Raw genomic sequence first — 21,465 nt, 5'->3', positions numbered from 1 at the left:
GGCGTCGAGCACCCGGGAACCCGGCCGCGCCGCCGCCGGCCGCACCAGCTCGGCGATGTTGCGGGCGGCCGCCACGTGGAAGAGGCTCAGGCCCCAGGTCGCAGCCGTCGCCGACCACCGGGGCCGGCGCCCCGTCGTCCTCCCGGTCGAGCCGGACCGGATCCACCTCCCCGGGCCGGCGGATCGGCCGACAGCAGAGCACCGGGACCGGCTCAACTCAGCGGCATCCTCGGGAACCTGGGCTGCCGGGCCGTCGTGTCTCCCGCCAGTTCGGCCTTGACCTCGGCCGCGTACCGGTCGACGTACTCCTGCTCGGACAGCGCCAGGATGGCGTACATGAGCTCGTCGGTGACGGCGCGCAGGATCGCCTTCTCGTTCTCCATCCCCGCGTAGCGGGAGAAGTCCAGCGGCTTGCCGAAGCGGATCGCCACGGGGTGGATGCGCGGCAGGACCCGGCCCGGCGGCTGTGCCTCGAAGGTGCCGATCATCGCGCACGGCACGATCGGCACACCGGCCCGCAGGGCCATCACCGCCACGCCGACCTTGCCCTTGTACAGCCGCCCGTCGTGCGATCGGGTGCCCTCCGGGTAGATGCCGAGCAGTTCGCCTTTGCGCAGCACGCCCAGGCCCTCGCGGATCGCGGCCTGCCCCGCCTCCTTGCCGGTGCGGTCCACCGGGATCTGCCCGATGCTGTGGAAGAACGCGGCGGTCAGCCGGCCCTTCAGGCCCGAGCCGGTGAAGTACTCGGACTTCGCGAGGAAGGTGATGCGCCGCTTGAGGATCGCGGGCATCAGGAAGTGGTCGGCGAAGGAGAGATGGTTGCCCGCGACGATGGCCGCGCCCGACGCCGGTACGTGCTCCAGGCCTTCGATCCGGGGACGGAAGAGCACTCTCAGCAGGGGGCCCAGCACCACGTACTTCAGGACGTAGTAGATCACGGCTCGCCTCTCACCCCTCCACGGTCGACCGGCGTACTTCTTCGCAAGCTTCCCGCGATGCGCAGGCCCAGGCAATCTCGTCGACATGTCCGTGCGCGGGGGACGCGCGAGGGCGGCGGCGGCCTCCGGCAGAGGCGCGACCCGTCACCCTGTGTGCCCCGTCAGGGACTGCTCGGCCCAGATGATCTTGCCGTCGGGGACGAAGCGCGTCCCCCACCGGTCGGCGAACTGGGAGACCAGCAGCAGCCCGCGCCCGCCCTCGTCCGTGGTGCGCGCATGGCGCAGATGCGGCGCGGTGGCGGAGCCGTCGAAGACCTCGCACACCAGGGCGTGCCCCCGGATCAGCCGGAGCCGGATCGGGCCCGCCGAGTGCCGGATCGCGTTGGTGACCAGCTCGCTGACGACCAGTTCCGTGCTGAACGTCAGCTCCTTCAGCCCCCACTGGGCCAGTTGCCGGGTGGCCGACCTGCGGGCCTCGGCGACGACCTCCGGATCGGCCGGCAGGTCCCAGGACGCGACGTGCCCGGCGTCCAGCCGCCGGGTCCAGGCCATCAGCAGGGCGACGTCGTCGTGCGGCCCGGCCGGCACCAGCGCCTCGACCACCTCACGGCAGCGCAGCTCCAGGCTGGGCGACGGACGCTCCAGGGCCGTGCGCAGCCGTTCGCGGTCCGCGGCGGCGAAGTGCTCCTGCGTACTGTGCGCCAGCAGACCGTCGGTGTGCAGGACCAGGGTGCTGCCCTCCTCCAGGGTCAGCTCCACCGCCTCGAAGGGCGGGCCGCCCACCCCGAGCGGCGGCCCCTGGGGGAGCTCGATGAAGGTGATGCCTCCGTCCGGCGCGATCACCACCGGCGCGGGATGGCCCGCGGCGGCCATCCCGCAGCGTCCCTCGACCGGGTCGTAGACGACGTACAGGCACCCGGCGCCCAGGGTCCCGGCCTCGTCGCCCCCCTCGGGGTCCGCCCCGGCCACCTCCTCGCACGCCGAGCGGGCGACCAGGTCGTCCAGATGGCCGAGCACCTCGTCCGGCGGGAGGTCGAGCGCGGCCAGGGTGTCCACGGCGGTCCGCAGCCGCCCCATGGCCGCGGCGGCCTGGATCCCGTGGCCGGGCACCTCGCCCACCACCAGGGCCACCCGCGCGCCGGACAGCGTGATGAGGTCGTACCAGTCGCCGCCGAGGCCCGTCAGCTCGTCGGCGGGCCGGTAGCAGGCGGCCGCCTCCACCGCGTCCTGCTCGGGCAGCCTGCGCGGCAGCAGATTGCGCTGGAGGACGAGCGCGGACAGGCGCTCGCGGGTGTAGCGGCGGGCGTTGTCGACGCAGACGGCCGCCCGCGAGACGATGTCCTCGGCCAGGGCCAGGTCGTCCTCGTCGAAGGGCTCCTGGCGGTGCCGCCGGTAGAACAGGGTGATCCCGAGGGTGATGCCGCGCGCCCGCAGCGGCACGATCAGCACACTGTGCAGCCCCAGCTCCACGAACGTGGCTTCCTTGCCCGCCGGGATGTTCGTCGCCCACTCCCGGGCCAGCGGGTCGAGGCGTTCCTCGTGCCACGAGGTGCCGGTGGACAGGCACCGCACCGGAGGGGACCCGGCCGCGTAGGCGGCGGTCTGCCCGATGGCGACGACGGCCTCGGGCATGTTCGCCTGTGCCGACCGCTGGGCGACCCGGCGCAGCCGCAGCGGATCCACGTCGCGCAGGGGTCCGGGCGCGAGCTCGGCGCCGCGCAGCACCGGCTCCAGCAGGTCCACGGTGACGAAGTCGGCGAAGGCGGGGACCACCACGTCGGCCAGCTCCTGCGCGGTGCGCATGATGTCCAGGCTGCGGCCGATGTGCTCGCCGCACCGGTCCAGCAGCGCCTGCCGCCGCCGAGCCCGGTGCAGCTCGGTGATGTCCACGACCGTGTAGTACACGCCCACCGGGTGGCCCTGCTCGTCCTCCAGACGGGTGAACGACATCATGTGGGCCGTCTCGCGGTGCGGCGCGGACAGTACACGGCCCACGTGCTCGTAGCCGGTCACCGTCTCCCCGGTCTCCAGCACCTGCCGCATCCGGGCTTCCATGCGATCGGTTTCCAGGCCCGGCTGGATGTCCGAGATCCGCAGGCCCAGCCGCTGCTGTGGCGCCCCGCCGCCGAACTGCGCGAGGGCCTCGTTGGACCATACGTAGCGCAGGTCCCGGTCCACGATGGCGAGACCGATCGGCGACTGGACCAGCTGTTCCAGCATGCCGCGGCTCAGGTCCCAGCCCGCCGCCCCGGACAGCTCCGACAACAGCATCAGCAGTCGGGCCGGGCCCGCGCCGTCCTGGGCCCGCACCAGCCGGGCCATGACGCTGACCGGCCGCCCGTCCCCGGTTCGGACGGTGAGCAGTCCCGCCCAGGCGCCGTGCGCACGGCACTGCTCGACCAGCTCCGGCACCCGCGCCGCGTCCCGCTCGCCGAGCAGGTCGGCCAGCCCCCGGCCGACCGCCTCCGCGGCCGGGTACGCCAGCAGCCGCCGGGCACCGTCGGTCCAGCCGGTCACCACGCCCTTCGCGTCGAGCAGCAGGGGCGCGGCGTCGGCCACGTCGAAGCGCGGGCGAGCCACGTCGTGCCCCTCGTGTGCGCTCACGGCCGGCCTCTCTGGCGTATGAGTGTGGTCCACCCCCACTCGACAGTCTCACCCTGCGCAACCGCAGGCGCCCGCGCCACCGCAGGACGCGACGACCCCGTCCGTACGAGCCGGACGGGCTCGTACGGACGGGGTCGCGCGGGCCCGGATCAGGCCGCCTGCGTGAGCACCTTCGCCAGGGCGGTGAGCGCTCCGGCCAGTTCTTCGCCGGTGATCGTCAGCGGCGGTGCCAGCCGGATCGTGGAGCCGTGGGTGTCCTTGACCAGGACCCCCTCGCGCATCAGGCGCTCGCTGATCTCGCGTCCGGTGCCGATGGCCGGGTCGATGTCGACGCCCGCCCACAGGCCCCGGGCGCGGAAGCCGACCACGCCTTGGCCGGTCAGCGCGGTCAGGCCGTCGCGCAGGGCCGTGCCCAGCTCGGCGGCCCGGCGCTGGAACTCTCCCGTCTCCAGCAGCTCGACGACCGCCGTGCCGACCGCGGCGGCGAGCGGGTTGCCGCCGAACGTGGAGCCGTGCTCGCCCGGCCGCAGCACGCCGAGGACCTCCCGGCGGGCCACCACGGCCGACACCGGCACGATGCCGCCGCCCAGCGCCTTGCCCAGCAGCAGGACGTCCGGGACGACCCCCTCGTGCTCGACCGCGAGGGTGCGGCCGGTGCGGCCCAGCCCCGACTGGATCTCGTCCGCGACGAACAGGCAGTTCTCGCGCCGGGTCAGCTCCCGGACACCGGCCAGATAGCCGTCGTCCGGGATCACGACGCCCGCCTCGCCCTGGATCGGCTCGATGAGCACCGCGGCCGTCGTCTCGTCGACCGCCGCCCGCAGCGCCGCGAGGTCGTTGTACGGCACCACCCGGAAGCCCGGCGTGAAGGGGCCGAAGCCGGCGCGCGCCGTCTCGTCCGTGGAGAAGCCGACGATCGTCGTCGTACGGCCGTGGAAGTTGTCCGCCGCGACCACGATCGTGGCCCGGTCGGCGGGCACGCCCTTGACCTCGTAAGCCCACTTGCGGGCCACCTTGATCGCGCTCTCCACCGCCTCCGCGCCGGTGTTCATGGGCAGCACCATGTCCAGACCGGTCAGCGCGGCGAGCCGCTCGGCGAACCCGGCGAGCATGTCGTTGTGGAACGCGCGCGAGGTGAGGGTCAGCCGGTCGAGCTGGCGGTGCGCCGCCTCGATCAGCGCCGGATGGCGGTGGCCGAAGTTGAGCGCCGAGTAGCCGGACAGCATGTCGAGATAGCGGCGGCCCTCGACGTCCTCCACCCAGACGCCCTCGGCCCGGGCCACGACCACGGGCAGCGGATGGTAGTTGTGCGCGAGGACGGGCTCCTCCGCGCGGATCAGGTCGGCCGAGGTGCGGCTGTCCGGGAGCGTACGGGCGGGTGCGGTCATCAGCGGATCTCCTGGGTGCAGCACTTGATGCCGCCGCCGGCCTTGTGGAACTCGGACAGGTCGACGGGGACGGGGAGGTAGCCGCGCTCGGCCAGCCGGGCGGCCAGCGCCTCGGCCTGCGGCGCGATGAACACGTGACGGCCGTCGGACACCGAGTTCAGGCCCCACGCCAGCGCGTCCTCGCGGGTGGCCAGGACGGCGTCCGGGAACAGCCGCTCCAGTACCTCGCGGCTGCCCGGCGAGAACGCCTGCGGGTAGTACACGATGTCGGCGTCGCGGCCCTCGCCGAGGACGAACAGCGCCGTGTCCAGGTGGTAGAAGTACGGGTCCACCAGCGTCAGGCCGATCACCGGCCGGCCGAAGAACTCCTGCACCTCCCGGTGCGCCTCCGGGGTCGTGCGGAAGCCGGTGCCGGCCAGCAGGTACCGGCCCGTCCAGACCAGGTCGCCCTCTCCCTCGCAGACCGACTCGGGACGGTGCACGGTGAAGCCCGCGGTCTTGAACCACGTGTCGTAGTGCACGGCCTCGGGGCGCCGTTCGGGCGCGTGGAACAGCGAGCCGAAGACCCGGCCGCCGACGACGACCGCCGAGTTCGCGGCGAAGACCATGTCCGGCAGCCCGGCCACCGGCTCCACCGTCTCGACGGTGTGGCCGTGGGCCCGGTAGGCGCCGATCAGCGCCCGCCACTGCTCCTGGGCCAGATCGACGTCGACATGGGTGTCGGGATGCATCCAGGGATTGATCGCGTACTGCACGGCGAAGTGTCTGGGTTCGCAGACCAGGAAACGCCGGGAGCGTGGCACACGGCTTTCGGACACAGAGGGGTTCCTCCGCTTCCTACGGGTGGCGACTGAGGGTATACACCAAGGTAAGAAGTGACAGAACCGCACGACAAGGAACGAAGCCTGCGTGTTCACGCAGCATCGCTGCGTCTTTACGCCGGTCGGCGCATGTCTGCTGCGTCCTGCGCGGGATCGGTGGGAGCCGGCTGGCTCGCACCCGCCTCCGGGCTCTCCGGCAGCAGGTGGGAGAGCACCATCACGCTGATCGTCTTCCGGATGAACGGCTCCACGCGGATCCGCTCCAGTACCTCCTCGAAGTGGTCCACGTCCCGGGCCCGCACATGCAGCAGCGCGTCCGCGCCGCCCGTCACCGTCATCGCCGCGGTGATCTCCGGATGGTTGCGCACCACCTCCGCCAGCCGCCGCGGCGGCGCCGCGCCCTCGCAGTACACCTCGACGTACGCCTCCGTGCTCCAGCCCAGCGCCGACGGCTTCACCGTGGCCGTGAACCCCGTGATCACCCCCGTGTCCCGCAGCCGGTCCACCCGGCGCTTCACGGCCGTCGAGGACAGACCGACCGCCGCGCCGATCTCGGCGAAACTGGTCCGGGCGTTCGCCATCAGCGCGGTGAGGATCTTCCGGTCGAGCTCGTCGAACGACGTGGGCCTGCTGTTCATGGCCGCACTGTATCCAGCGCGAACCCACACGCAGGGCACATGTCCAGACGTACCGATTGCTCCTACACTCCACCTTCATGCTGCGCGCCCTCGCCGTCGACGACGAACGCCCCTCGCTGGAGGAACTGCTCTACCTGCTCAACGCGGACCCCCGGATCGGCAGCGTGCAGGGCGCCGGCGACGCGACCGAGGCGCTGCGGCGCATCAACCGGGCCCTGGAGTCCGGCCCGCACGGCCCCGAGGCCGTCGACGTCGTCTTCCTCGACATCCACATGCCCGGTCTCGACGGCCTCGACCTGGCCCGGCTGCTGACCGGCTTCGCCCGGCCGCCGCTGATCGTGTTCGTCACCGCCCACGAGGACTTCGCCGTCCAGGCCTTCGACCTGAAGGCCGTCGACTACGTGCTCAAACCGGTCCGCAAGGAACGCCTCGCCGAGGCGGTACGACGGGCCGCCGAACTGCGCGGCACCACCGCCCGGTTCCCCGTGCACGAACCCGACCCCGACCAACTCCCGGTCGAACTCGGCGGCGTGACCCGCTTCGTCGCGGTCGACGACATCACCCATGTCGAGGCGCACGGCGACTACGCCCGGCTGCACACCGGCCGCGGCAGCCACCTCGTCCGCATCCCGCTGTCCACCCTGGAGGAGCGCTGGCGCTCGCGCGGATTCGTCCGCATCCACCGCCGCCACCTGGTCGCCCTGCGCCACATCGGCGAACTCCGCCTGGACGCAGGTACGGTGAGCGTCCGGGTCGGCACCGATGAGCTCCAGGTCAGCCGCCGCCACGCACGCGAGCTGAGGGACCTGCTGATGCGCCGCCCGACCAGCTAGGGAGGAATCCGTGCCCCAGGACCCCGCCGAGCGCCGCGTCGTCGTCACCGGCCCGCCCCGCCGCACCGGACGAGCCTCCGGCTACTACCGTCCCCGCACCGAGATAGCCGAGCAGACCACCCTCGGCCACACCTACGTCCGCTCCCTGATGCGCACTCAACTACGTGCCGCCCTGGCCGTGTTCGCCGTCCTCGTGCTGCTCGTCGGCCCGCTTCCGCTGCTCTTCGCCGCCATGCCGGACGCCCGCCGCCTCGAATGGGCCGTCCTGGGCTTCTGCCTCTACGTCCCCCTCGTGCTGCTCGCCCGCTGGTACGTACGCCGGGCCGAACGCAACGAGCGGGACTTCGTGCTCCTGGTGGAGGACCGCTGAGCGTCGTGAACTCCGGCTACGCCGTCCCCGCCGTCGCCCTCGTCGTGGTCGCCACCGTCCTCGTCGGCGCGTTCGGGCTGCGCATATCGCGCACCACCTCGGACTTCTACGTCGCCTCCCGCACCGTCGGCCCCCGCCTCAACGCGGCCGCCATCAGCGGCGAGTACCTCTCCGCCGCCTCCTTCCTCGGCATCGCCGGGCTCGTCCTGGTCCAGGGCCCCGACATGCTCTGGTACCCCGTCGGCTACACCGCCGGATACCTGGTCCTGCTCCTGTTCGTCGCCGCCCCGCTGCGCCGCTCCGGCGCCTACACCCTCCCCGACTTCGCCGAGGCACGGCTCGCCTCCCAGGCCGTGCGGCGGCTCGCGGGCGCCTTCGTCGTGGGCGTCGGCTGGCTGTATCTGCTGCCCCAGCTCCAGGGCGCCGGACTGACGCTGACCGTGCTGACCGGAGCGCCCGGGATGCTCGGCGGGGTGATCGTGGCGGTCGTCGTGGTGGCGACCGTGGCCGCCGGCGGCATGCGCAGCATCACGTTCGTCCAGGCCTTCCAGTACTGGCTGAAGCTCACCGCCCTGCTGGTCCCCGCCCTCTTCCTGGTCCTCGCCTGGCAGGGCGACGGCGCGCCCACGCACGCCTTCGAGGAACCCGCCGCCTTCCGCAGGCAGGGCGTCGTGCGCTTCGACTCCACCCTCGACCTGATGCTGGACCGGCCGCTGACGGTGACCGTCAGCGGCACCGTCGACGGGCGGCCCCTGGAAGGCACCCGGCTCGCCCTGCCGGCCGGCGTCCACCGCATCGAGCGGGGCACCCGGCTGACCTTCACCGAGGGCAGCACGGTGCCCGCGGCCGACCGCGGCGGCCGGGCCGGCATGTCGACCTCGCTGGCCGCCGGCCGCGAGGAGCGCCCGCTGTACGCCACGTACGGACTGATCCTCGCCACCTTCCTCGGCACCATGGGCCTGCCGCACGTCGTCGTCCGCTTCTACACCAGCCCGCACGGGGTCGCCGCCCGCCGCACGACCGTCGCGGTCCTCGTCCTGATCGGCGCCTTCTACCTGCTGCCCCCGGTCTACGGCGCGCTCGGCCGGCTGTACGCCCCCGAGCTCATCCTCACCGGCGACGCGGACGCCGCCGTACTGCTGCTGCCCGAACGGCTGATCGGGGGCCTGGGCGGGGAACTGCTCGGCGCGCTGGTCGCCGGGGGCGCCTTCGCCGCGTTCCTGTCCACCGCGTCGGGGCTGACCATGGCCGTGGCCGGTGTCCTCACCCAGGACGTCCTGCCCGCACGCGGCGTCCCGCACTTCCGGCTCGGCACGGTGCTCGCCATGGCCGTACCGCTGGCCGCGAGCGTCCTGGTCGGCGGCCTGCCCGTGGCCGACGCGGTCGGGCTCGCCTTCGCCGTCTCCGCGTCGTCGTTCTGCCCGCTGCTGGTCCTCGGCATCTGGTGGCGGCGGCTGACCCCGCCCGGCGCGGCCGCCGGGATGCTGGTGGGCGGCGGCTCGGCGTTCGTGGCGGTCGCCGCGACCATGGCGGGCTTCCCGGGCACCGGCGGACCCCCGCACGCCCTGCTCGCCTGGCCCGCCCTGTGGTCCGTACCGCTGGGCTTCCTCACCATGGTGCTGGTGTCCCTCGCGACCCCGGGGCGGGTACCGGCCGGCACGGCGGCCGTGCTGGCGCGCTTCCATCTGCCGGAGGAGCTGCGCGCCGAGGAACTGCGGCCGGAGGCGCGGGCGTGAGCGGATTCCTGGCGGGCCTGTGCGTGGCCGCGCTGCCCCTGCTGGCCGCCGGATTCTGGCTGGGACGGCGCACGGCACGCCCGGAGAGCCAGGGCGGCCTCGGCACCCCCGTCGAGCACGCCACCTTCCAGACCCTGCACACCGCCTCCCTCGCCGCACCCCCGCTGCGCGAGGGCCTCACCGGGGAGACGGCCCGCAGATCGGCCCGCACCCTGCGCTCGCTGCTCGGCACGGACGCGCTGTGCCTCGCCGACGACCAGGACGTCCTCGTCTGGGACGGCGCGGGCAGCCACCACCGGGCCGAGGTCAGGGAGCGGCTCGCCGGCCCCCTCCAGACCGGCCGGGGCGAGGCGTTCCGGCTGGACTGCGACGCCCCCGACTGCCCGGTGCGCTGGGCCGTGGTCGCGCCGCTCACCGTCGACGACCGGGTGCGCGGCGCGCTCGTCGCCTGCGCGCCGCGCGAGTCCGCGGTCCTGGTCCGGGCGGCCGGCGAGGTCGCCCGCTGGGTGTCCGTGCAGCTGGAGCTGGCCGACCTCGACCAGTCCCGGACCCGGCTGATCGAGGCCGAGATCAAGGTCCTGCGGGCCCAGATCTCCCCGCACTTCATCTTCAACTCGCTCGCGGTCATCGCCTCCTTCGTGCGCACCGACCCCGAGCGCGCCCGGGAGCTGCTGCTGGAGTTCGCCGACTTCACCCGCTACTCGTTTCGCAGGCACGGCGAGTTCACCACCCTCGCCGACGAGCTCCACGCCATCGACCACTACCTGGCGCTGGTCCGGGCCCGCTTCGGCGACCGGCTCTCCGTCACCCTCCAGATCGCCCCCGAGGTGCTGCCGGTGGCGCTGCCCTTCCTCTGCCTCCAGCCCCTCGTCGAGAACGCCGTCAAGCACGGTCTGGAGGGCAAGGCCGACGCGTGCCGCATCCAGATCACCGCGCAGGACGCGGGCGCCGAGGCCCTGGTGGTCATCGAGGACGACGGCGCCGGCATGGACCCCGCCCTGCTGCGCCGCATCCTCGCGGGCGAGGTCAGCCCGTCCGGCGGCATCGGACTGTCGAACGTCGACGACCGGCTGCGGCAGGTCTACGGCAACGACCACGGTCTGGTCATCGAGACCGCGGTGGGGGCGGGCATGAAGATCACCGCCCGGCTGCCGAAGTACCAGCCGGGCGTGCACACGGCGGGCCGGCTGACCGGCACGTGAGCCCCCGGCGTGCGCCGGACAGGCCCTAGGCCGGCCGGCCGTCGGTGATGATCATGGCGAGGGTGAGCAGTCCCAGCACGACCCAGCCGAACCACAGCCAGCCGTTGCTGCCGAGCGCCACCGTGTAGGCCGTCACCACGACGAGCCCGCCGAGGGTGAGCACCCCCATTGCTCTCGTGGAACCGTCCGTGGAACCGGGCATCGCGACACCCTCCTCAGGACACCCTGCTCAGGGTTCGTCCTCCTCCATGGTGCCCCGGATCCGGCCAGGTCGTACCGCCCGTGCGTCCGCCTCAGCGTCCCTGTGCGTTCAGGGAGGCCAGATAGGCGTTGTACGCCTCCAGCTCCTTGTCCCCGTCGCGCTCCGCGGCCCGGTCCGAGCGCTTGGCCTGCCGCTGCTCGGACCCGTACCACTGGAACAGCAGTGCGATCAGCACCAGCACCGAGGGGATCTCGCTGAACGCCCAGGCGATGCCGCCGGCCGCGTTCTGGTCGGAGAGGGCGTCGATGGCTAGCGAGGCGGGCGGGTTGCGGAAGCTGTCGACCATCGGCGTCGAGGCCATCATCAGCGCGATGCCGAAGAACGCGTGGAACGGCATGCCCGCGAACAGCTCCAGCATCCGCATCAGATGATTCGGCCGGTTCGGTCCCGGGTCCACGCCGATGATCGGCCAGAAGAACACCACGCCGACGGCGAGGAAGTGCACCATCATCGCGATGTGCCCCGCCCGGGAGCCCATCAGGAAGTCGAACAGCGGGGAGAAGTACAGGGCGTACAGGCTCGCGATGAACATCGGGATCGTGAACGCCGGATGCGTGATCACCCGCATGTAGCGGCTGTGCAGCAGCGCCAGCAGCAGCTCGCGCGGCCCCTTGCGGCCCCGGCCCGCGACCGGCAGCGCGCGCAGCGCCAGGGTGGCCGGGGCGCCGAGCAGGATCAGGATCGGCGACAGCATGCTGATCACCATGTGCTGCACCATGTGCACGCTGAACATGACCATCCCGTAGTCGTTCAGCGCGGTGCACATCACCGCCATCACCGTCAGCACCCCGACGGTGTACGACACGGTCCGGCCGACCGGCCAGGCGTCCCCGCGCCGCCGCAGCCTGACGACCCCCCAGCCGTACAGGGCCAGTGCCAGCAGGCAGGCCACGAGGAAGAAGGGGTCCGCCGACCACTGAAGACCTCGTCCCAGCGTGAACGGCGGCAGATCCATGGTCATGCCGTGCCCGCTGTGATCCATCCGCCGGCTCCTGGTTCGTGGGGGTTGCGCGCTGTCTGTCCACAGCTGTCTGTCCGCACCCAGACTAAAGCCGCCCCCGGCCGCCACTGCGGCCGGGGGCGGCTGAAGCCGCAAAAGCGCCTAGAGCACGCACTCCGCCTCGGCGTAGCGCTCCTCCGGGACCGTCTTCAGTGTCTTCACGGCCTCCGCCAGCGGCACGGTCACGATGTCCGTGCCGCGCAGCGCGGTCATCATGCCGAACTCGCCGCGGTGCACGGCCTCCACCGCGTGCCACCCGAAGCGGGTGGCCAGCACGCGGTCGTACGCGGTGGGCGTGCCGCCGCGCTGGACGTGCCCGAGGATGACCGGCCGGGCCTCCTTGCCGAGGCGCTCCTCCAGCTCCACGGAGAGCTGACGGGCGATCCCGGCGAACCGCTCGTGGCCGTAGACGTCCTTGCCGCCCTCGTCGAAGTCCATGGAACCGGCCCTCGGCTTGGCGCCCTCCGCGGCCACGACGATCGCGAACCGCTTGCCGGCCTCGAAGCGCTCCCCGACCCGTCGCGCCAGCTCGTCGATGTCGAAGGGGCGTTCCGGCACGACGATGGCGTGGGCGCCGGCCGCCATGCCCGAGTGCAGCGCGATCCAGCCGGTGTGACGGCCCATGACCTCCACGATCAGCACGCGCTGGTGGGACTCGGCGGTGGTCTTCAGCCGGTCCAGGGCTTCGGTCGCGACCCCGACGGCCGTGTCGAAGCCGAAGGTGACGTCGGTGACCGCGATGTCGTTGTCGATGGTCTTCGGCACGCCGACGATGGGCAGACCGTTGTCCGACAGCAGACGGGCCGCCTTCAGCGTGCCCTCACCGCCGATCGGGATGATCGCGTCGAGACCGAGCTCCTCGACATGACCCCGGGCCCGCTCCACGCCGTCCCGCAGATGCTCGGGGCGGACCCGGGAGGAGCCGAGGATGGTGCCGCCGCGGGCCAGGATGCCGCCCACCGCGTCGAGGTCGAGCTTGAGGTAGTCGCACTCCAGGAGACCCCGCCAGCCGTCCCGGAAGCCGATGACCTCGTCGCCGTGGTCGACCACGGCACGGTGCACGACGGACCGGATGACGGCGTTCAGGCCGGGGCAGTCGCCGCCGGACGTGAGGACACCAATGCGCATAGCCCGAACAACCTTCTCCACGTGGGCCGGGGGCCGAACCACGCTGTCCGGCACGGACGTCGCCACCCTAGCGTCAGGAGGGGGCGGGACCGCACCGTGCGTCCGCCTGCTGGACGGGCCCGCTCACCTGTGCGGACGGGGTGTCAGACGGGCCCGCTCACCTGTGCACAAGGCCCGTCGGACGGGCATCGGACGGGTGTCCGAAAGGTGTCCGACGGGCCTGTGCAGAGACGTTCAGGCAGGCTGCTGCGCGGCCGCGATCCGCTCGTTGCGCAGCGCCTCGTACCAGTGGTCGTCGATCGGCGGCAGCGCGTTCACGTCCAGGGCCAGCTTCAGCAGCAGGTCCGCGACCTGAGGGTTGCGGGCGAGCACGGGCCCGTGCATGTAGGTGCCGAAGACCGTGTCGTTGTACGCGCCCTCCGTGCCGTCCCCCGTGCCGTTGCCCCGGCCGATCCGCACCTGGGCGAAGGGACGGGCGGTGGGGCCGAGCTGGGTGACGCCCTGGTGGTTCTCGAAGCCGGTCAGCGGGGGCAGACCGAGGCGCGAGTCGATGTCCGCGAGCACGTCGCCGACGCAGCGCTCGCCGGTGCCGCGCACCGTGGTCACGTCCAGCAGCCCGAGACCCGGCTCGCGCTGGCCCAGGTCGTTGACGAACTCCTGGCCGAGGATCTGGTAGCCGGCGCACACCGAGAACACGATCGCGCCGTTCTCGACGGCCCGGTACAGGTGCCCGTCGCGGCGCAGCCGCTCGGCCGCGAGCCGCTGCGGCCGGTCCTCGCCGCCACCGATGAGGTAGATGTCGCCGGAGGTCGGGATCGGCTGGTCGCTGCGTACGTCCATCCGGGCCACGTCGAGGCCGCGCTGGCGGGCCCGGCGTTCCACGACGAGGACGTTGCCCTGGTCGCCGTAGGTGCTGAGGAGGTCGGGGTAGACCCAGACGATCCGCAGTTGGTTGTCGCTCATGAGATGACCGTCCTTGGTGGTCAGTTGCCGACGCGGCGGCGCAGGTCCTGGAAGGCGGTGTAGTTCGCGATGACCTCGATCCGCCCGGGAGGTGCCATCTGCACGGCCTGGTCGACGCTCTCGCACACCTGGAAGTGCTGGTTGGCGACCTCCAGACGCACCGCGAGGTCCAGCTTCCGGTCGCCGATCACGAAGATCGGGTGGCCGGACAGCCGGGTGTAGTCGACGTCCCACAGCCACGAGGTGTCCGTGCCGTCGGCGCCGCGCGCGTTCACCGACAGGATCACCGGGGTCGGCGGCGGGTCGATCAGGGAGAACGTCTCCAGCCAGCCGGCCGGGTTCTTGGCGAGCAGCAGCCGCAGGTCGCGCTGCATGAACTGCACGACGTCGTAGCGGCCGGCCACGGCCTGCACCTGGTACATCCGCTCCAGGGCCACCTGCGGCGGCACCCCGAAGACGGCGGCGACCGCGGCCGAGGAGGCGGCGTTGGCCTTGTTGGCGCGCCCCGGCAGCTGGAGGTGGATCGGCCAGGCCGAACCGTGCGGGTCGAGGACGTGGTCGCCGGACAGCGCCCAGCTCGGCGACGGCCGGCGGAAGCCGCAGTCGCCGCAGAACCAGTCGTCGCCCGGACGCTGCATCACACCGCCGCAGGACGGGCAGGACCAGGCGTCGTCCTTCCACATCTGCCCGGCTGCGACCCAGATCACATTGGCGGACGAGGACGCGGCCCACACGACCAGCGGGTCGTCCGCGTTGGCGACGACGACGGCCTTGGAACCGGCCAGGCCCTCACGCCAGTTCTCCGCCAGCATCCGCGTCTCGGCCGCGCGGTCGAGCTGGTCGCGGGAGAGGTTGAGCAGCGCGATGCACTTCGGGTCGGTGTCCCGGGCCACGCCCGCGAGGTACTTCTCGTCGACCTCTATGACCGCGTAGCGGGCTTCCGAACCGCCCGCGAGCGCCGAGGTGATGCCGGCCGGCATGTTCGCGCCGAGCGCGTTGGACACGACCGGGCCCGCGGCGCCCAGGGCCTCCGCGATCAGCCGGGTGGTGGTCGTCTTGCCGTTGGTCGCCGACACCAGGACGACGTCCAGGTTCTGGGCGAGCCGGGCGAGAAGGTCGGGGTCGAGCTTGAGCGCCACCCGTCCGCCGATCACCGAACCGCTGCCGCGCCCCGCTGCGCGCGATGCCGCCGCGACCGCCTTGCCCGCGGTCACGGCGATCTTGGCCCGCGGCGTGAGCGGGTCCGAGTTGCCTGCCATCAGTTCTCGATCCTCCTTGCGTACGCGCCGCGCCTCAAGCCGTTCGGCAACGTGGTGTGGACCTCAGCCTATCGAGATCCATTCACGCACCCGAACCCTGGCACCCCCGCGGCACCCACGCGACATCCGCGTGGCTGTCAGGACCGTACCCTTGCCGCCATGCGACACGGTCCGATCCCGGGCGCCCGCGGGCGCGTCCGGCCCCTCACCCTGCTCGGCGACCCGGTGCTGCACAGCCCCTGCGCCGAGGTCACCGACTTCGGTCCCGAACTGGCCCGGCTCGTGGAGGATCTGTTCGCCACGATGTACGCGGCGCAGGGGGTGGGACTGGCCGCGAACCAGGTCGGCGAGCCGCTGCGGGTGTTCGTGTACGACTGCCCGGACGACGAGGAGGTCCGGCACCTGGGTCACGTGGTCAACCCCCGGCTGGTGACGGCGGACGGACTGGTGCTGCGCGGGCCGGAGGGATGTCTGTCCCTGCCGGGCCTGGAGGCGGGCACCGAGCGCCACGACCACGCGGTCGTCGAGGGGTTCACGGTGACGGGCGAGCCGGTCACCGTGCACGGGACCGGCTTCTTCGCCCGCTGTCTGCAACACGAATGTGATCATCTGGACGGTACGGTGTACGCGGACCGGGTGACGGGATGGCGCGGCCACCGGCTGATGCGGCAGGTGAAGCGGGCCCCCTGGCACCGGTGACACGTCCGCGCGCACGTGGCGTCGGTGAGCGGCCACACGCGCGAGCGGCTCGGCCCCGACGTCGCGGTGCGCGTCCGTACGGGCGGGCGGACCGGCTTCCGATGTCGCGGTACGCGTACCCACGCACGGGTGTGGCCGGGCCCGTCCGCCGCGTCGCGCGAGGACGGACTCCGGTGGCGCGGGGTCTCAGAACCCTGGGCCGCCCACCTTGTCGCCGGCCGCCGCCAGCCGGCCCCACAGCAGGTCGGCGAGGCTGCGTACGAGTTCGGCGCGTGAGCACGGCCGTTCACCGAGCCACCAGTCGCCGGCCGCGTGCATCATGCCGACGATCCCGTGTCCCCAGACCCGTGCCAGCTGCTGGCTGCCCGGACCGAGATCCACCCGCTCCTCGATCACCTGGGCCAGTTCCTCGCCCATCCGGCGCAGCAGCGGCGCGCTGTGCTTGCCCACGTCGAAGCCCTGGTCGCCGGTCTGGCCGCCCTCCGCGGGGTGCATCAGGAACCGGTACACCTGGGGGCGTGCCTCGATCGCCGCGAGATAGGTGTCGAGGGTGGCCTCGACCCGCTCGCGCCGTTCGGCGGGCGCGTCCAGCGCGGCCCGCAGCGAGGCGAGCAGGGCGTCCGTGTGCCGGGTGGCCAGGGCGGCGTACAGTCCGCCCTTGTCGCCGAAGTGGCGGTAGAGGATCGGCTTGGTGATGCCGGCCTCCGCCGCGATGGCGTTCATCGACGCCTGCGGGCCGTCACGGAGCACCACGCGGTCGGCGGCCTCCAGCAGCTCGCGCCGTCGACGGTCGGCGGCCCGCTGCTGATCGGTCCGCTGTGTGGTGTCCATGAGCTCTCCCCACCCGTGCTGGTTCGGTGACGCCTGCGCAAACTAACACTCAACACCCCCCTGACATCGAACGGGCTGCCGACCGGTCATCAGGAGTTGACATGACCTACCCGTCGGTAACAGACTCGCGTTACCGCAAGTAACATGCACGTGCGCCGCCGCTGGAGGGGACATGGCCGAGTTCACCATGGAGCTCAACGACGAACAGAAGGAGGTCCGGGACTGGCTGCACGGCTTCGCCGCCGACGTCATCCGCCCCGCGGCCGCCGAATGGGACGAGCGTGAGGAGACTCCCTGGCCGGTCATCCAGGAGGCCGCCAAGGTCGGAATCTACTCCCTCGACTTCTACGCCCAGCAGTACTTCGACCCCACCGGCCTCGGCATCCCCATGGCCATGGAGGAGCTGTTCTGGGGCGACGCGGGCATCGCCCTGTCGATCGTGGGCACCGGCCTCGCCGCCGTGGGCGTCCTCGCCAACGGCACCGAGGAACAGATCGGCACCTGGATCCCGCAGATGTACGGCGACCCGAACGACGTGAAGGTCGCCGCCTTCTGCTCCTCCGAGCCCGACGCCGGCTCCGACGTGGCCTCCCTGCGCACCCGTGCCGTCTACGACGAGGCCAAGGACGAGTGGGTGATCAACGGCACGAAGACCTGGGCGACCAACGGCGGCATCGCCAACGTGCACGTGGTCGTCGCCGTGGTCGACTCCGAGCTCGGCTCCAAGGGCCACGCGTCCTTCATCGTCCCGCCGAACACGCCGGGCCTGTCCCAGGGACAGAAGTTCAAGAAGCACGGCATCCGCGCCTCGCACACCGCCGAGGTCGTCCTGGAGAACGTCCGCGTCCCCGGTTCCTGCCTGCTGGGCGGCAAGGAGAAGCTGGACGAGCGCCTCGCCCGGGCGCGCGAGCGGGCCAAGGCGGGCGGGGAGCGCGTGAAGAACGCCGCGATGGCCACCTTCGAGGCGTCCCGCCCGGCCGTGGGCGCGATGGCCGTGGGCACCGCCCGCGCCGCCTACGAGGTCGCCCTCGACTACGCCAGGACCCGCGAGCAGTTCGGCCGGCCGATCATCGACAACCAGGGCGTGGCCTTCCAGCTCGCCGACATGCGCACGTCCATCGACGCGGCGCGGCTGCTGGTGTGGCGGGCCTCCTGGATGGCGGTCAACGGCCGGCCGTTCACGTCGGCCGAGGGGTCCATGTCGAAGCTGTTCGCGAGTGAGACCGCGAAGAAGGTGACCGGACAGGCCATTCAGATCCTGGGCGGCAACGGCTACACCCGGGAGTACCCGGTGGAGCGGATGCACCGGGACGCGGCGATCTACACCATCTTCGAGGGCACCAGCGAGATCCAGCGCCTGGTGATCGCCCGCACCCTGTCGGGGATGCCCGTGCGCTAGCACGGCGGCGGGGCGTGGACCGGTCCGGCCCACGCCCCGGAAACCCGCGCCCCGGTGGCTCAGCGGTGCCTCAGCGGGGTCAGCTGCTCGATGTCGTAGCGCATCCTCAGTTCCTCGATGGCCTCGTGGTCCGGCGGGCCTCCGCCGTCCAGGATCGTCAGGAGTTCCTCGAAGTAGCGCTCGTGGTCCGGCGGCGGCGACGCCTGGAAGAACATCTTCGCGGGCGTCTCCGTCGGATTCGCGAACGCATGCGGGCAACCGGGCGGTACGACGATCACCGTGCCCGCCGTGGCCCGCACCACCCGGCTGCCCGAACTCGACTCCCAGGTACGCCAGTTGTCGGGGGTGCGGACGCGGGGCTCGAAGGCGAGCACGTCCAGCTCGCCCTCGAGGACGTAGAACAACTCCTCGCTGCGCGCGTGCACATGGGCACCGACGTCGAAGCCCGGGGGGACCACCACCTCGAAGGTGGAGGCCGTGCGCGAGTGCGAGCCGGTCACCTTGAACGTCACGTGCTGCGCGGGACTCTGGACCACCCGGCCGTGGCCGGGCGGCACCAGCAGTCCCTCGGTCGTCGTCATCGGGGGCTCACCAGGTGACGGGCAGGGCCTCGGGCCCGCGGATCAGCGCGCCCTTGCGGAACGGCACCTTCTCCGGCGGCACGGCCAGTTCGAGCCCCGGTATCCGGTCGAGCAGCGCGTCGACGAGCAGCTCGGACTCCAGGCGGGCCAGCATGCCGCCGGGGCAGTAGTGCGGACCGAAGCCGAACGCGACATGCGGGTTCGGCGACCGCGAGAAGTCGATCGTCTCGGGGTACGGGAAGACGTCCGGGTCACGGTTGGCGGCCAGGTAGGACACGTAGACCGGATCACCGGCCCGGATCCGTACGCCTCTGATCGCCACGTCCTCCAGCGCGATCCGGGACAGACCGACCGCGTTGCGGTGCGGGATGTACCGCAGGAGTTCGTCGATGGCCTGCGGCCGGATCTCCGGTTCGGCACGCAGCTGCCGGGCCAGGTTCGGGCGGGTCAGCAGGATGTAGAACATCTGCCCGCTGTTGTTGGTGACCGCCTCACCGCCGATCTGGAGCAGCACCGCGAGCCCCACGGCCTCCTCCAGGGTGATCTCGCCCCGGCCCACGGCGGCGCCGAGCAGCGAGGTCACGTCCTCGGCCGTGCCGTCCTGCCGCCGGCCGATCAGGTCCGCGAAGTACGCGCCCATCTCGGCCTTGGCCTTCTCGCTGACGTGTGCTCCGTGCGAGGAGGAGAGGATCAGCTGGGTCCAGGCGTGCATGCCGTGCCGGTCGGCCGCCGGGACGCCCATCAGCTCGCAGATGACCGCGATGGGGAACGGGCTGAGCACCGTCTCGGTGAGATCCGCGGGCGGGCCGTCCTGGAGCAGCTCGTCGACCAGCTCGTCGAGCAGCAGACGGGACTTCTCCCGGACCCGTTCGACCCCCTTCGCCGTGAAGGCGGCGGCCACCGACCGGCGCAGCCTGGTGTGGTCCGGCGGGTCCAGGAAGCCGACCGCGCCGCGGGCCGGGATGAAGTGCGGGGCCAGCCGGGTGACCTGCTGGTCCATGACCGCCTCGCGGCCGAACCGGGGGTCGTTGGTCACCGTGCGCACATCGTCGTGCCGGGTGACCAGCCATGCCCACCCCTCGCCGTTGGGCAGCTGGATGCGGGTGACCGGGCCCTCGTTCATCAGCTCGGTCAGGACCGGGTCGAAGTCGACACCGGTCAGATCGAGGGCCGGCCAGTGCCGGACCGGGGGCAGGGTCTCGGTGATCGTCTTCTCGGTCATGACGCCCCTTCGCCACTGATCCACCGGCCCAGCGCCATCTCGGCCGTGATGCCGGGGCCGAACCCGGCGAGCAGCCCGCGCGCCCGGTGCTCGGCGCCGCCCTCGTCGAACAGCCTGCGCAGCGCGTCCAGGACGACGGCGCTGGCGATGTTGCCGTACTCGGTGAGCGTGGCCCGGCTGAACCGGAAGGCGTGCGGATCGACCTCCAGGAACTTGCTGAGGTCGTCGAGTATTCGGGGCCCGCCCGCGTGGACGATGTAGAAGTCCAGGTCGGCCGCGTTCCAGCCGTGCAGGTTCGCGAGGTCGTGGAGTGCCGGGGCGAGCGGCTCCATGGTGGCGGGCACCCGCTTGTCCAGCAGGAAGTGGAAGCCGGTCGCCCGGACGTCGTACATGATCCACTCTTCGGTCTTGGGGATCAGGTACGAGCCGTTGCGCTCCAGCTCGATGCCGGTGCCGCCCCTGCCGCGGACCGCGGCGGCGGCGATGCCGTCCCCGAACAGGCCGTTGGACAGCAGCGATCCGATGCCGAGGTCGGTGGGCTGGTAGCACAGCGAGCAGAACTCGCAGGCCACGATGAGCGCGTTGGCGTCCGGGTACGCCGTGCAGAAGTCATGGGCCCGGTTGATGGCGGCGCCGCCCGCCGCGCAGCCCAGCTGGGCGATGGGGATCTGTCGGGTGGTGCTGTCGAAGGCCATCTCGTTGATCAGCCACGCCGTGAGCGAGGGCATCATGAAGCCCGTGCACGAGACGTAGATGATCACGTCGATGTCGGTGGTGAGCAGTTCGGCCTCGTCGAGCGCACGCTGGATGACCGCGGGGACCCGGGCCTTCGCCTCGGCCTGGTAGAGCTTGTTGCGTTCCTCGAACCCCGGGTGTTTGAGGGTCTCCTCGATCGGCTGCACGATGTGCCGGGTGCGTACACCCGTGTTCTCGATCAGACGGAGGGCCAGGGGCAGCTGCGGGTGGTCCTCGTGGTGGCTGCGCGCCAGCTCGAGCGTCTCCTCCATGGTGATGACGTGCTCCGGGACCGACACCGAGGGTTTGCACAAAGTCGCCATGACCGTGCCTGCTTTCGCCGTCCGGAGGACCCCTTCGCAGGCCCTCCGGTCAGAAGGTGGTTCACCCGTGAGGGTGGTCCACCCACGATCACCCGACAGGGCGACGGTCACTCGCTGGACTACTCCAATCGGGGGCCCCGAGGCGGAGCGGGCGGGGCATGGCGAGTGCGTCCCGGGACGGCGTCGGCCGCGGGGGCGGTTCACCCGGCGCGGGGCACACGGATGCGCAGCCCCGCAGGGGGCGAGCTGTCCCCGCGACGCCGGACCGATCCAAACGACAGGTCCTAGCCCCGCTGTCCGCTGCTGTGCGCGATGCACGCCACGTCGATCCGGTCGGCCAGCTTGGCCAGTTCGATGGTCAGCGCCGCGACCGTGTCCTCGTCCAGGCCGTCCTGACCGGCCTCCACCAGATGCAGCCAGCGGCCGCCCACCGTGCGCAGCAGCTTGCTGACGTCGGACGCCGACACCTGCAACGTGCCGCGGTCGTCGACGATCAGCGGCAGGGTCACTTCGCGGTTCACAAAGGGGATCGT

Annotated in this window: 21 protein-coding genes; 6 read left to right on the top strand and 15 right to left on the bottom strand. The window is 72.1% G+C overall.

Annotated features, from left to right (window positions below; genetic code table 11):
- Positions 1 to 212: 212 nt before the first annotated feature.
- The 5 genes from ACZ7OY_RS32395 to ACZ7OY_RS32375 all read right to left on the bottom strand — a co-directional run bounded on the left by ACZ7OY_RS32395 (position 213) and on the right by ACZ7OY_RS32375 (position 6,389).
- On the bottom strand, positions 213 to 938 hold the full coding sequence (locus ACZ7OY_RS32395) for a lysophospholipid acyltransferase family protein (RefSeq protein WP_385526277.1): 726 nt from the start codon (positions 936 to 938) through the stop codon (positions 213 to 215).
- A 144-nt stretch (positions 939 to 1,082) separates the two neighbouring features.
- Complete coding sequence (locus tag ACZ7OY_RS32390) at positions 1,083 to 3,542, bottom strand: SpoIIE family protein phosphatase (protein WP_471914737.1); 2,460 nt, start codon at positions 3,540 to 3,542, stop codon at positions 1,083 to 1,085.
- A gap of 149 nt (positions 3,543 to 3,691) precedes the next feature.
- Positions 3,692 to 4,930, bottom strand: a complete 1,239-nt coding sequence (gene rocD, locus ACZ7OY_RS32385; RefSeq protein ID WP_471914736.1) for an ornithine--oxo-acid transaminase — start codon at positions 4,928 to 4,930, stop codon at positions 3,692 to 3,694.
- Complete coding sequence (gene ddaH / locus ACZ7OY_RS32380; protein WP_471914735.1) at positions 4,930 to 5,748, bottom strand: dimethylargininase; 819 nt, start codon at positions 5,746 to 5,748, stop codon at positions 4,930 to 4,932. The genes rocD and ddaH overlap by 1 nt, the downstream gene beginning before the upstream one ends.
- Positions 5,749 to 5,864: 116 nt before the next feature.
- A complete protein-coding gene (locus tag ACZ7OY_RS32375) occupies positions 5,865 to 6,389 on the bottom strand; it encodes an Lrp/AsnC family transcriptional regulator (RefSeq protein ID WP_471914734.1) in 525 nt (174 codons plus the stop codon).
- Between the two features lie 77 nt (positions 6,390 to 6,466).
- Here ACZ7OY_RS32375 and ACZ7OY_RS32370 point away from each other — a divergent pair, with 77 nt between their 5' ends.
- From ACZ7OY_RS32370 to ACZ7OY_RS32355, 4 genes are read left to right on the top strand one after another with little or no spacing between them, the layout of a single operon-like run.
- Positions 6,467 to 7,222 carry a LytR/AlgR family response regulator transcription factor gene (locus tag ACZ7OY_RS32370; RefSeq protein WP_471914733.1) on the top strand — a complete coding sequence of 252 codons (756 nt, stop codon included), beginning with the start codon at positions 6,467 to 6,469 and terminating at the stop codon, positions 7,220 to 7,222.
- A gap of 10 nt (positions 7,223 to 7,232) precedes the next feature.
- On the top strand, positions 7,233 to 7,592 hold the full coding sequence (locus ACZ7OY_RS32365; protein ID WP_351600470.1) for a hypothetical protein: 360 nt from the start codon (positions 7,233 to 7,235) through the stop codon (positions 7,590 to 7,592).
- A gap of 5 nt (positions 7,593 to 7,597) precedes the next feature.
- Positions 7,598 to 9,328, top strand: a complete 1,731-nt coding sequence (locus tag ACZ7OY_RS32360) for a sodium/solute symporter (protein WP_471914732.1) — start codon at positions 7,598 to 7,600, stop codon at positions 9,326 to 9,328.
- Positions 9,325 to 10,530, top strand: coding sequence for a sensor histidine kinase (locus ACZ7OY_RS32355; RefSeq protein ID WP_471914731.1), 1,206 nt, complete (start codon positions 9,325 to 9,327; stop codon positions 10,528 to 10,530). The genes ACZ7OY_RS32360 and ACZ7OY_RS32355 overlap by 4 nt, the downstream gene beginning before the upstream one ends.
- A 25-nt stretch (positions 10,531 to 10,555) precedes the next feature.
- Here the strand turns inward: ACZ7OY_RS32355 and ACZ7OY_RS32350 are convergent, their stop codons facing one another.
- The 5 genes from ACZ7OY_RS32350 to ACZ7OY_RS32330 form a co-directional block, all read right to left on the bottom strand.
- Positions 10,556 to 10,732 carry a hypothetical protein gene (locus ACZ7OY_RS32350; protein WP_351600464.1) on the bottom strand — a complete coding sequence of 59 codons (177 nt, stop codon included), beginning with the start codon at positions 10,730 to 10,732 and terminating at the stop codon, positions 10,556 to 10,558.
- Positions 10,733 to 10,823: 91 nt separating this feature from the next.
- Positions 10,824 to 11,774 (bottom strand): cytochrome c oxidase assembly protein, encoded by a 951-nt coding sequence (locus ACZ7OY_RS32345; RefSeq protein ID WP_471914730.1) that lies wholly within the window; start codon positions 11,772 to 11,774, stop codon positions 10,824 to 10,826.
- Positions 11,775 to 11,894: 120 nt separating this feature from the next.
- Entirely contained in the window at positions 11,895 to 12,920 is a 1,026-nt protein-coding gene (locus ACZ7OY_RS32340; protein WP_384730194.1) for a 6-phosphofructokinase, read from the bottom strand.
- Between the two features lie 234 nt (positions 12,921 to 13,154).
- Positions 13,155 to 13,883 carry a type 1 glutamine amidotransferase gene (locus tag ACZ7OY_RS32335; protein ID WP_152886747.1) on the bottom strand — a complete coding sequence of 243 codons (729 nt, stop codon included), beginning with the start codon at positions 13,881 to 13,883 and terminating at the stop codon, positions 13,155 to 13,157.
- Positions 13,884 to 13,903: 20 nt separating this feature from the next.
- Positions 13,904 to 15,142: a DUF1727 domain-containing protein gene (locus tag ACZ7OY_RS32330; RefSeq protein ID WP_450662254.1), complete on the bottom strand. Its 1,239-nt coding sequence runs from the start codon at positions 15,140 to 15,142 to the stop codon at positions 13,904 to 13,906.
- 159 nt (positions 15,143 to 15,301) lie between these two features.
- Between ACZ7OY_RS32330 and def the strand changes: the two genes are divergently transcribed.
- Positions 15,302 to 15,841: a peptide deformylase gene (gene def, locus ACZ7OY_RS32325; RefSeq protein WP_384730190.1), complete on the top strand. Its 540-nt coding sequence runs from the start codon at positions 15,302 to 15,304 to the stop codon at positions 15,839 to 15,841.
- 186 nt (positions 15,842 to 16,027) lie between these two features.
- Here def and ACZ7OY_RS32320 read toward each other — a convergent pair whose 3' ends face one another.
- Complete coding sequence (locus ACZ7OY_RS32320; protein WP_385529650.1) at positions 16,028 to 16,672, bottom strand: TetR/AcrR family transcriptional regulator; 645 nt, start codon at positions 16,670 to 16,672, stop codon at positions 16,028 to 16,030.
- A 172-nt stretch (positions 16,673 to 16,844) separates the two neighbouring features.
- Here ACZ7OY_RS32320 and ACZ7OY_RS32315 point away from each other — a divergent pair, with 172 nt between their 5' ends.
- The gene (locus ACZ7OY_RS32315; RefSeq protein WP_471914729.1) at positions 16,845 to 18,071 is read left to right on the top strand and encodes an acyl-CoA dehydrogenase family protein; all 1,227 of its coding nucleotides are present in this window, start codon (positions 16,845 to 16,847) and stop codon (positions 18,069 to 18,071) included.
- Between the two features lie 59 nt (positions 18,072 to 18,130).
- On the opposite strand, the gene ACZ7OY_RS32310 is transcribed toward ACZ7OY_RS32315, so the two are convergent.
- From ACZ7OY_RS32310 to ACZ7OY_RS32295, 4 genes are all read right to left on the bottom strand, one after another.
- Positions 18,131 to 18,652 (bottom strand): cupin domain-containing protein, encoded by a 522-nt coding sequence (locus tag ACZ7OY_RS32310; protein WP_471914728.1) that lies wholly within the window; start codon positions 18,650 to 18,652, stop codon positions 18,131 to 18,133.
- 7 nt (positions 18,653 to 18,659) lie between these two features.
- Positions 18,660 to 19,874 (bottom strand): cytochrome P450, encoded by a 1,215-nt coding sequence (locus ACZ7OY_RS32305; protein ID WP_471914727.1) that lies wholly within the window; start codon positions 19,872 to 19,874, stop codon positions 18,660 to 18,662.
- Positions 19,871 to 20,932 carry a type III polyketide synthase gene (locus tag ACZ7OY_RS32300; protein WP_471914726.1) on the bottom strand — a complete coding sequence of 354 codons (1,062 nt, stop codon included), beginning with the start codon at positions 20,930 to 20,932 and terminating at the stop codon, positions 19,871 to 19,873. Before ACZ7OY_RS32300 ends, ACZ7OY_RS32305 begins: the two co-directional genes overlap by 4 nt.
- 284 nt (positions 20,933 to 21,216) lie before the next feature.
- Entirely contained in the window at positions 21,217 to 21,453 is a 237-nt protein-coding gene (locus ACZ7OY_RS32295; protein ID WP_162468415.1) for a DUF6213 family protein, read from the bottom strand.
- Positions 21,454 to 21,465 lie beyond the last annotated feature (12 nt).

The sequence above is a fragment of the Streptomyces sp. NPDC107559 genome (assembly GCF_055657365.1).
Note: the sequence above shows the minus strand (reverse complement) of the source record. Positions and strands in the feature narration are given on the sequence as shown.

Coding starts and splice junctions, on each gene's coding strand:
- ACZ7OY_RS32320 (WP_385529650.1), bottom strand. CDS start 16,672: ATGGACACCACACAGCGGACCGATCAGCAGCGGGCCGCCGACCGTCGA.
- rocD (WP_471914736.1), bottom strand. CDS start 4,930: ATGACCGCACCCGCCCGTACGCTCCCGGACAGCCGCACCTCGGCCGAC.
- ACZ7OY_RS32375 (WP_471914734.1), bottom strand. CDS start 6,389: ATGAACAGCAGGCCCACGTCGTTCGACGAGCTCGACCGGAAGATCCTC.
- ACZ7OY_RS32305 (WP_471914727.1), bottom strand. CDS start 19,874: ATGACCGAGAAGACGATCACCGAGACCCTGCCCCCGGTCCGGCACTGG.
- ACZ7OY_RS32330 (WP_450662254.1), bottom strand. CDS start 15,142: ATGGCAGGCAACTCGGACCCGCTCACGCCGCGGGCCAAGATCGCCGTG.
- ACZ7OY_RS32345 (WP_471914730.1), bottom strand. CDS start 11,774: ATGGATCACAGCGGGCACGGCATGACCATGGATCTGCCGCCGTTCACG.
- ACZ7OY_RS32340 (WP_384730194.1), bottom strand. CDS start 12,920: ATGCGCATTGGTGTCCTCACGTCCGGCGGCGACTGCCCCGGCCTGAAC.
- ACZ7OY_RS32310 (WP_471914728.1), bottom strand. CDS start 18,652: ATGACGACGACCGAGGGACTGCTGGTGCCGCCCGGCCACGGCCGGGTG.
- ACZ7OY_RS32350 (WP_351600464.1), bottom strand. CDS start 10,732: ATGCCCGGTTCCACGGACGGTTCCACGAGAGCAATGGGGGTGCTCACC.
- ACZ7OY_RS32300 (WP_471914726.1), bottom strand. CDS start 20,932: ATGGCGACTTTGTGCAAACCCTCGGTGTCGGTCCCGGAGCACGTCATC.
- def (WP_384730190.1), top strand. CDS start 15,302: ATGCGACACGGTCCGATCCCGGGCGCCCGCGGGCGCGTCCGGCCCCTC.
- ACZ7OY_RS32315 (WP_471914729.1), top strand. CDS start 16,845: ATGGCCGAGTTCACCATGGAGCTCAACGACGAACAGAAGGAGGTCCGG.
- ACZ7OY_RS32335 (WP_152886747.1), bottom strand. CDS start 13,883: ATGAGCGACAACCAACTGCGGATCGTCTGGGTCTACCCCGACCTCCTC.
- ACZ7OY_RS32370 (WP_471914733.1), top strand. CDS start 6,467: ATGCTGCGCGCCCTCGCCGTCGACGACGAACGCCCCTCGCTGGAGGAA.